Here is a 1264-nt window from a genome sequence, read left to right as displayed (position 1 = left end):
CTCCGGACCGAAAGAACAATCTCATGAACACTCTGGAAGAAAAAGAAAATCCAAAACAAGAAACGCCCATGAACCCTTCTGAAAAAAGAAGCAACCGTAAGCTTTTGATTAGTGGCCTACTCGTCATCCTTATCAGCATCAACGGTATCCTGCTCTACATGAACTACCAGAAAAAGGAAAAGACCGAAGAGCAGGCAGAAGTAATCAGAGTTAAAAATAGCGAATTAGAGAACCAGATAAAAGTATACGAGGCCCTGAAGGCTGATTTTGAGAGGCAGAGCCAGGAGCTGCAGGCCATGGGACTGGAGAATGATTCGATGGAAGCAAAGATAGCATCCATCTCTTCTGATCTGAATGAGCTGCGCGGCTTCCGTAAGAGCAGCTATAGCCTGGCTGACCAGCGCCGTTTCCGGGACAGAGCATCTGCTTTTGAGAAACAGCTGAAGCAGAAAGATGAAGAGATCGCGGTACTGAAGCAGGACAACGAAGTGCTCTTCACGGAGAACACGACCTTGAAGACGACTCAGAACCGCATGAGCGACAGCCTGACCACCATGAAGTCGACCAACGAGAACCTTTCCGAGAAGGTAAAGGTAGCATCCCGCCTGGAAGCCCAGAAACTGGATATCAACGTAGTGAACAAGCGTGGCAAAGAACTCGATGACAAGAAAAACGAGTTCAAGGCCAAGAATACAGAGAAGATACGTGTCGTGTTTAACCTGGCCAAGAACGACATTGCTCCCAAAGAGCCGAAGACGATCTACATGCGCCTGATTGAGCCAGACGGCGCAGCCCTGTACAACCTTTCTACCGGCTCTGGCTCGTTTGAGATCGATGGGGAAGATATGTACTACACCACCAAGCGCGACATCGTATTCGACAATACCCAGCAGCAGGTAAGCCTGGTGTATGCGAAAAACGCAGAGTACAAAAAAGGCCAACATACCATTGAGCTGTACGCAGATGGATTTATGATCGGCACGGCTACTTTCGTACTGAAATAAATAGCCTTATCTTATAGAGAAGCCCCTGTTGTCATGACAACAGGGGCTTTTTTTTATTTGCTCAAGTAATACTCTGATTATTAAAATCCTATAAGATTATTACAATCTCCTGCCCCTCCCGCATCAAGCCTGGGATCTGAGATTTGCAAGGGGAAACCCTGCGCTAGCAGGTATAGCGGACAGGTATAGCAAGACATCCTTGCAACCTCCGCTACGCAGGTATAGCTACTGCCAAGTGCACTTTGTTGACGCTCCACTGT

1 protein-coding gene is annotated in these 1264 nt (G+C 47.6%); it reads left to right on the top strand.

From position 1 onward, the window contains the following. A partial coding sequence (locus OB13_RS19220) for a hypothetical protein (protein ID WP_461491804.1) occupies window positions 1–1004 on the top strand: 1004 nt, incomplete at its 5' end. Window positions 1005–1264 lie beyond the last annotated feature (260 nt).

The sequence above is a fragment of the Pontibacter sp. HJ8 genome, from assembly GCF_054824225.1.
The sequence above is the reverse complement of the archived record's forward strand: the minus strand, read 5'-3'. Positions and strand labels throughout refer to the sequence as shown.